The sequence below is a fragment of the Roseofilum sp. SBFL genome, from assembly GCF_017746885.1.
Lineage (GTDB): Bacteria > Cyanobacteriota > Cyanobacteriia > Cyanobacteriales > Desertifilaceae > Roseofilum.
On sequence record NZ_JAGHZH010000132.1, the window covers coordinates 1 to 7846 of the forward strand.

The following is a 7846-nucleotide window of genomic DNA, read 5'->3' on the forward strand; positions in this document are numbered from 1 at the left end:
GGATGCTTATCAAGGGCTAAAGGCATTGATTAAGCGCAAGTTTGCTGGGGAACCGAAGGCCGAAATGGTATTAGAAGAACATGAGAGCGACCCAGAAACTTACAAAGCACCTTTGCAGAAAAAGTTACTCGAAGCGGGAGCTGATCGCGATCGGGAAATTCTCGCGGCTGCTCAGAAACTGCTCGATGAAATGAAGTCGAAAGAGTCAACCCCTGGCAGTTTCCAGACGACATTTGAAGGGGAATCGATCAATTTGAGGAACTCTACACCCTCTGTGGCGAGGTGGAGATTCGCCACCGGTTTTTAGATGCCCTGATTGCGGATTTACCGGGTACGGTGGTGATGACGATGCGGGCGGATTTTCTGGGAAATGCGCTGTCCTATCGACCTTTTGCGGATGTGTTGAACCGCAAGGATTACAAGTTGGGGTCGATGAACCGGGAGGAGTTGACGGATGTTATTGTGAAGCCTGCGGAAGCTCAGGGGGTGGGGTTTGAAGCGGGATTAATCGAGCGCATTCTAGATGATGTGAACCATCAACCGGGGAATTTACCGTTATTGGAGTTTGCCTTAACGCAATTGTGGCATCAGCGACAGGGGAAAACGTTAACCCATCAGGTTTATGCCGCCATTGGTGAGGTGGAAGGCGCTCTCGCTCGTCATGCAGATGAGACTTATGGCAGGTTGGCGGAGGGGGAACAGGAGAGGGTGCGCCAGATTTTTATTCAATTGGTGCGTCCGGGTGAAGGTGCATTGGATTTATCTAACTTTGGCCCCTTAGATTTAGTGATTCTGCAAACGACATCCTTTTGTAATCTCGATTGCGACTATTGTTATTTACCCGATCGCCATCTCAAACACCAGTTTTCCCTAGATCGGATTGAACCCGTGTTTCGGCGCATTTTCGAGAGTCCGTTTGTGGGAGATCGCTTTACGGTTTGTTGGCACGCGGGGGAACCGCTCGCTGTTCCCATTTCGTTCTATGAAACTGCCCTCTCTCAGATTGCAGAACTGGATAAAACCTTAAATAAAACCGAGTGCGAAATTGCACAATCGGTACAAACCAATGCCACCTTAATTACACCGGAGTGGTGTGACTTATTTAAACGCTATAACGTGCAAGTGGGGGTAAGCCTTGACGGCCCTGATTTTATCCATGATGCCCATCGGAAAACCCGCACGGGACTCGGAACCCATCACAGCACCATGCGCGGCATTCGCCACCTGCAAGAACAGGATGTGCCGTTTAATATTATCACTGTGATTACGGAAGATTCCCTCGACCACGCCGATGAACTGTTTGCATTTTTCATGGATAATGGTCTCACCGATGTGGGCTTTAATATTGAAGAATTAGAGGGGGTACACCAGTCTTCATCTCTCGCCAATGGGGAGGCTAGACGGCGCTACAAGGCGTTTATTCGCCGATTTTGGGATTTGACGGCTCAAAGCAGCGGAGAATTGAAGCTACGGGAATTTGAGCGGATTTGTAACTTGATTTATAGTGGCGATCGCATCCCCAGAAGTGGCTTAACCACTCCCTTTGTGATTCTCAATGTCGATCATCAGGGCAACTTTTCCACATTTGACCCCGAACTGTTAGCGATTAAAACAGCAGAATATGGCGATTTTATCCTCGGTAATATCCTCACCGATAGTTTAGAATCCGTGTGCCAGAGCGAAAAATTTCAACGCATCTATGCCGATATTACGGCTGGCGTTGAACTGTGCCAACAAACTTGTCAATACTATGGCATTTGTGGCGGAGGTTCTGCCAGTAACAAATATTGGGAAAATAAAACATTTCGTTCTTCACAAACCATGGCTTGCCAGTATTATGAACAAATGGTTACCGATTTAGTGGTTGAACGTTTAGAAGAATCTTTAGGACTCACCCATGTCTGATTTTTATCCCGTATTTTGGCAAATTCACAGTAATCTTCCGAGAGAAGGTCCGGGCAATTTTGCCTCGACTCAACAGGCCTTTTCTCATTTGAGTGCGTTACCCGACTCTCCCCAAATTTTAGATGTTGGTTGCGGCCCGGGACAACAAACCCTGGATCTGGCAACTCTGAGCAATGGCACTATTACTGCGGTTGATTTCCATCAACCCTATCTGGAGGAGCTGAAACAACGATTTGAGAGTCAGGGATTGGGAAATCGCTTAGAAGTGATTTGTGCAGATATGGCAGATTTACCCTTTGCAGAGCAGTCTTTCGATCTGATTTGGTCGGAAGGCGCGATTTATATTATGGGGTTCGATCGCGGATTAAACCAGTGGAGATCGCTCCTCAAACCGGGAGGATACATCGCAGTTACCGAAATCAGTTGGTTACAACCCAATCCTCCCGAACCTGTCAAGCAGTTTTGGCAAGAAGGTTATCCATCCATGAGAACCTTAGAGGAGAACCGGGCCGCCATGGAACGGGCGGGTTACGCGATCGTTGATACATTGGTATTACCAGAAATTGCCTGGTGGACAGACTATTACACCCCCATAGAGAACAAAATCAATCGGCTTAAAATACAGTATCAAAATGACCCAGAAGCCTTACAAGTTTTAGAGAGCGAACAACAAGAAATCGATCTCTATCGCCATTACAGTCAGTATTACGGCTATGTTTTTTATATAGGGCAACGCCCTAGCCATAGGTAAAATTGGCTAAACTCTATCGAGTGGTAACGAAACTGCTGCTATAGGATTATAGTTGGGAAGGCGCGATCGCCAATTACACCTTGTCAGAGCCGAAGGTGAGTTGGTTTTGACATCAGAAGAAATTGCCGATTGCGAAACTCAACGCGCCGATCGCCTAGCAGCTAAATTGCGGGAACTCAACATCGACCCCGATAGTATTGAATAGGGCCTTTCCAGCCAGAAAACCTCTTTTCATGGGTCACCAGAACTGCAAGGGTAATAGATCAATAGAAAACCCAAGTTGAAAACATCCATGACTAAACAATCCTCCTCTTTTTCTTCACATCCAGCACTCTCAATTGCCGTTATTGGGGGTGGGGTGTGGGGGCAAACCCTCGCTCAACTCGCTCGAGATCGCCGCCATCACGTCACAATTTGGTCTCGTCGTGGAGATCTCCCCCTCTGTGAAGCTCTTGCTGATGCTTCCCTGGTTCTGAGTGCTGTTTCGATGAAAGGGGTAAAACCTGTCATTGAGCAAGTTCAAACTTGTGGTCTGAACCCTTCTACTGCGATCGTCACAGTTACTAAAGGCCTCGATCCGAGCGATCGCATCACGCCCTCCCAGCTCTGGCAAAATGCTTTTCCTGAGAATAGCGTCGTTGTTTTAGCTGGGCCGAACCTCTCCAAAGAAATTAATCAAGGTCTTCCTGCTGCCACCACTGTTGCCAGTCGAGACCCTCAAGCAGCCCAATGGGTGCAACAAGTCTTTTCCTCCACGCGGTTTCGCGTCTACACTAATGACGACCCCCTAGGGGTAGAGCTGGGAGGAACCTTAAAAAACGTTTTGGCGATCGCCGCTGGAGTCTGTGACGGTCTACACCTGGGAACCAACGCCAAAGCCGCCTTGCTCACACGGGGCCTAACTGAAATGATCCGCATTGGCACTCATTGGGGAGCCAAACCCGAAACCTTCTACGGACTCTCCGGTTTAGGTGACCTATTAGCTACCTGTAATAGCCCCCTCAGCCGCAACTATCAGGTCGGCTATCAACTCGCAAAAGAAAAACCTCTATGGGAAATTCTCGACCATCTGGAGGGAACCGCAGAAGGCATTAATACGACACAAGTTTTAGTTCAATTGGCGCAAATTCATCACATTCCTATCCCGATCTGCACTCAAGTTGATTTACTACTGCAAGGGAAAATCAGCCCCCATCAGGCGCTTCATGCCCTGATGTTAAGAGATATTAAACCTGAATCCTGATTTGAGAGCGTGAATAAGAAGAAAGATAAGGGGAGTCTAATCCAGGCTACCCCAATGTGGGCATGGGTTTCACACTTGTGAAGATCTTTTGATCTCACAAAACTTAGTGATACAGATTAATTCAACCTTTGACCCAAGTCACTTCCCTTAAGGTAACCTCTATCTATAGTAGAGTAGACTTGCAAAAAACATTAGGATACGCAGTCGAAAGCTCAATCAATCAGGGTGCAGGATTTCATAGTCCATCTGAATTGATTCTCCTAATAAAAAAATATGAGAACTGGTTAACTTAAGGCTAAAACGCCATAAAACCGGCTTAACCGTAAACAACAGTAAGCAAAAGTTGACAACCTTACTCCTGAGTTCTTAGAGAACCCGAATCTCTCTGGTCGAGGCCCATTCTGGCTTAGGCAGTTGAGACTCAAGTTCACTCCCTCAAAACTCAGAAAACCCGATCGAGTTGATGAAGTCACAGACCGATAGATTTATTAAAAAAATCTAAAGATTCTGTCATTCATCCCCGTATTAGGGAACCCTAATCGGATGGGAACCCTGTAAATGCTTCCCTTTCATGACTTGGAGCAACTGAGACGATGACTACGCCAGTAACTGCTTTTGGCCCGAACCCTGAATACAATGAATCCTCTACCTCTAGCTATGAGTTAGAAGCGTCGGAGGATTTCACTTCCCAAGAAGACTTGACCTCCTCAGAGACAATGGCTGAACTGGAAATGGAGTCTACGGAATCCCGTAACCGGCCAACCTCAGTCAACCGTCGCACAACGGATTTAGTCCGGTTGTATCTCCAAGAAATTGGCAGAGTCCACTTGCTCGGTCGCGATGAGGAAGTTGCAGAAGCTCAACAAGTCCAGCGCTATATTCAACTGATCGAATTACGCAATCAAGCTGGACAATCGGAAACTGGGCCGATTCAAGAGTATGTGCGGTTAATGGAAATTCGCGATCGCCTCACCTCCCAGCTTGGACATCGGCCCAGTTGGGAACGCTGGGCAGAAGTTGCTCAAACCGATGTAGCAGCCCTTAAAGTAGCTTTGGTCGAAGGGAAACGCCATTGGGCACAGTTAGCTGGATTAACGGTGGCACAGTTAGATGAAATGCAATCGGCTGGCCTGAAATCGAAAGACCACATGATTAAGGCGAACTTGCGTCTGGTGGTCTCAGTGGCCAAAAAATACCAAAATCGGGGTTTAGAGTTGCTGGATTTGGTTCAAGAAGGAACCTTGGGACTAGAACGAGCAGTAGAAAAATTTGACCCCACCAAAGGGTATCGCTTTAGCACCTATGCCTACTGGTGGATTCGCCAAGGGATTACGCGGGCGATCGCCACCCAAAGCCGAACGATCCGCCTACCGGTCCACATTACCGAAAAACTCAATAAGATCAAAAAAGCCCAACGGAAACTTGCCCAAGATAAAGGGCGCACCCCTACTATCGAAGATTTAGGGGCAGAACTAGACATGACCCCAGGCCAAATTCGAGAAGTGCTGTTGCGGGTTCCTCGCTCAGTATCCCTGGAAACCAAGGTGGGTAAGGATAAAGATACAGAACTGGGAGAACTTCTAGAAACAGATAGTATCTCCCCTGAAGAATCCTTAATGCGCGAATCCTTACAACAAGACCTGCGCCACCTGATGGCAGACTTAACCAGTCGGGAACGAGATGTCATTCAAATGCGTTTTGGCCTTGGTGATGGTCATCCCTATTCCTTAGCTGAAATTGGCCGCGCCCTAGAACTCTCTCGCGAGCGCGTCCGGCAAATTGAGGCCAAAGCCTTACAAAAGCTCCGCCAACCTAAGCGCCGTAACCGAGTTCGGGATTATCTCGAATCTCTCAGTTAACTGCCTCCGCGTTTTTTACTCGGTCATCACTCATTCGATCCTAAATCAGTCGGGAAAGACCTTTCCCGACTTTTTTTGCTCCAATGTATTGACAATTATTTTCAACAAAGTTATAGTAACTCTTGGTGTTCTCCGAGTAAAGATTCGACAGAGAAGAGGAAGGAATCTTCTTCTCTGTCATCTGTTCTTTTGAATGGAGATGGCCCAGAGTTGTCCCCCACTAGACTAAGAACTCTTCTCAAAAGATGCCTAAAAACTATGCTACTGTAATAGCAGTTTTAATCGATTAAACAGTTACAGGGCAAAGCATGTCAGAGACGGTGGTGTTGAACCTAGAAGAGGTGAGCAAACAATTTGACCCAAAGAGAGGATTTGTGGTCAATCAGGTTAGTTTCGCCTTAAAGGAAGGGGATATTTTAGGCTTGGTAGGGCCTTCAGGATGTGGAAAAACGACCTTACTCCGGTTGATTGCTGGATTTGAGCAACCGGTTGGGGGCAAGATTGAATTACGGCGACAAGAGGTGGGAACGGCTCGTTTTTCTGTGCCTCCTGAAAAGCGAGATGTGGGCATTGTGTTTCAGGATTATGCCTTATTCCCCCATCTAACCGTGGCAGAAAATATTATCTTTGGCTTGAAGCATCGTCGAGGCTCGGGGACAGGAACGGTTGAAAAACGGCTGTTAGATGCCCTTTCCTTGGTGAGCTTAGAAGGACTCCAAAACCGCTATCCTCACCAACTCTCTGGGGGACAACAACAACGAGTTGCCCTGGCTCGCGCTCTAGCACCAGAACCCACCATCGTCCTTTTGGATGAACCCCTGAGCAACCTAGATATTCAAGTGCGAGTGCGCCTGAGATCCGAGATTCGCCGCATTCTCAAAGCGAGTGGCATATCTGCTATTTTTGTCACACACGATCAAGAAGAAGCGCTCTCTATTTGTGATGGGGTGGGAGTGATGCACAACGGACAACTCGAACAAATTGGGCCGCCAGAAATCATCTACCGTCATCCTCAAACTCGGTTTGTCGCGGAATTTGTCACTCAAGCCAATTTTATCCCTGCTCGTCGCAACGGTTCCCAATGGGATACGGAAATTGGTTCATTTTTTGTCCCTGACTCAGAAGACTTAGAGCAAGGAGATTTAATGATTCGCGAAGAGGACATTCAGCTCAAACCAGATGAAAACGCGATCGCCAAAATCGGCGATCGCCAATTTCTCGGTCGCGAACATCGTTATACTTTGCACACCTCCTCCGGACTAGAACTCAAAGCCAGAAGTAACACCATTAACCCCCTACCCATCGGTACAAAAGTCAACCTTCAAGTGAGAGCTAAAACCTGGCAAATCTTCCCCACGATAGGGAGATAGGGAGATGGAGGGATAGGGGGAAAAGGAACTGGCTTAGGTTTAACGAAAAGAACCGGTTGATTCTGGAGTTAAAGCACAGAAAATGCTCTCTCATTCCTCAGAGAATAATGGGCATGAAGAACAGATATTTTTTCCAGAACAGGAGAGATTAGAAAAATTACTGGATTTAGCCCTCAGAGTGAATATTCATAGTCTGGGGAAATTAGTGGAACCTGAATTTACATTTAGATCCGTAAATTGGACGGAGCATACTCTACCTGAAGATTTTTCCTTTTCACGCTGTCGCGTGTCATTTCAAGAACAAAAATATGACAGTTTGATCTATTATCCCCATCCTGAAACTAAGATCCGCCACTTTCAAAATCCATCTATTCTGGAAATTCTTGCACCATTGATCCAAGAAATTATACCAAATCCGGGTAGTACAGGTAGAGATGGATAGCAAGAAAATTGGGATTAGAACAGCATCTGTTTATTTTCTATACTATTCGGATTTGGTATTAGATATGGCTCTAGAGTCGAAATCGAATACAACCCGTTAGAAATCAAAATTAATCCTTACCGACCCTCTCTGTGATTGATAAATATTGCGATTTCTATAGAAATCTATTTTCAGATGTTAGAAGTTATGAGGCATTCAAGGAACTTCATGAAAATAGTGGAATTAGGTTTTGAGATTAAAGGAGTTCTATCAGATAGCTTGTATGGAGAAAGTGAA

6 protein-coding genes and 2 pseudogenes are annotated in these 7846 nt (G+C 46.5%); all 8 read left to right on the top strand.

Annotated elements, in window-relative coordinates:
- Positions 1 to 307, top strand: a pseudogene (locus J7545_RS14100) (hypothetical protein); the annotation flags it as partial.
- Positions 283 to 1905, top strand: a complete 1623-nt coding sequence (gene grrM / locus J7545_RS14105) for a cyclophane-forming radical SAM/SPASM peptide maturase GrrM/OscB (protein ID WP_318698310.1) — start codon at positions 283 to 285, stop codon at positions 1903 to 1905. The pseudogene J7545_RS14100 and the gene grrM, both read left to right, overlap by 25 nt.
- A complete protein-coding gene (locus tag J7545_RS14110; protein ID WP_318698309.1) occupies positions 1898 to 2656 on the top strand; it encodes a class I SAM-dependent methyltransferase in 759 nt (252 codons plus the stop codon). The genes grrM and J7545_RS14110 overlap by 8 nt, the downstream gene beginning before the upstream one ends.
- Positions 2657 to 2744: 88 nt before the next feature.
- A pseudogene (locus tag J7545_RS24090) lies at positions 2745 to 2861 on the top strand (Uma2 family endonuclease); the annotation flags it as partial.
- Between the two features lie 87 nt (positions 2862 to 2948).
- On the top strand, positions 2949 to 3899 hold the full coding sequence (locus J7545_RS14115; protein ID WP_318698307.1) for an NAD(P)H-dependent glycerol-3-phosphate dehydrogenase: 951 nt from the start codon (positions 2949 to 2951) through the stop codon (positions 3897 to 3899).
- Positions 3900 to 4492: 593 nt separating this feature from the next.
- On the top strand, positions 4493 to 5758 hold the full coding sequence (sigC, locus tag J7545_RS14120) for an RNA polymerase sigma factor SigC (RefSeq protein WP_318698306.1): 1266 nt from the start codon (positions 4493 to 4495) through the stop codon (positions 5756 to 5758).
- Positions 5759 to 6066: 308 nt separating this feature from the next.
- Positions 6067 to 7128, top strand: coding sequence for an ABC transporter ATP-binding protein (locus tag J7545_RS14125; protein WP_318698305.1), 1062 nt, complete (start codon positions 6067 to 6069; stop codon positions 7126 to 7128).
- A gap of 82 nt (positions 7129 to 7210) precedes the next feature.
- On the top strand, positions 7211 to 7570 hold the full coding sequence (locus J7545_RS14130; protein WP_318698304.1) for a hypothetical protein: 360 nt from the start codon (positions 7211 to 7213) through the stop codon (positions 7568 to 7570).
- The last annotated feature ends 276 nt before the right edge of the window (positions 7571 to 7846 follow it).

What these genes read in the sequence shown, in the direction of transcription:
- J7545_RS14110 (WP_318698309.1), top strand. Translation starts at nt 1,898, where the DNA reads ATGTCTGATTTTTATCCCGTATTTTGGCAAATTCACAGTAATCTTCCG.
- J7545_RS14115 (WP_318698307.1), top strand. Translation starts at nt 2,949, where the DNA reads ATGACTAAACAATCCTCCTCTTTTTCTTCACATCCAGCACTCTCAATT.
- J7545_RS14125 (WP_318698305.1), top strand. Translation starts at nt 6,067, where the DNA reads ATGTCAGAGACGGTGGTGTTGAACCTAGAAGAGGTGAGCAAACAATTT.
- sigC (WP_318698306.1), top strand. Translation starts at nt 4,493, where the DNA reads ATGACTACGCCAGTAACTGCTTTTGGCCCGAACCCTGAATACAATGAA.
- J7545_RS14130 (WP_318698304.1), top strand. Translation starts at nt 7,211, where the DNA reads ATGCTCTCTCATTCCTCAGAGAATAATGGGCATGAAGAACAGATATTT.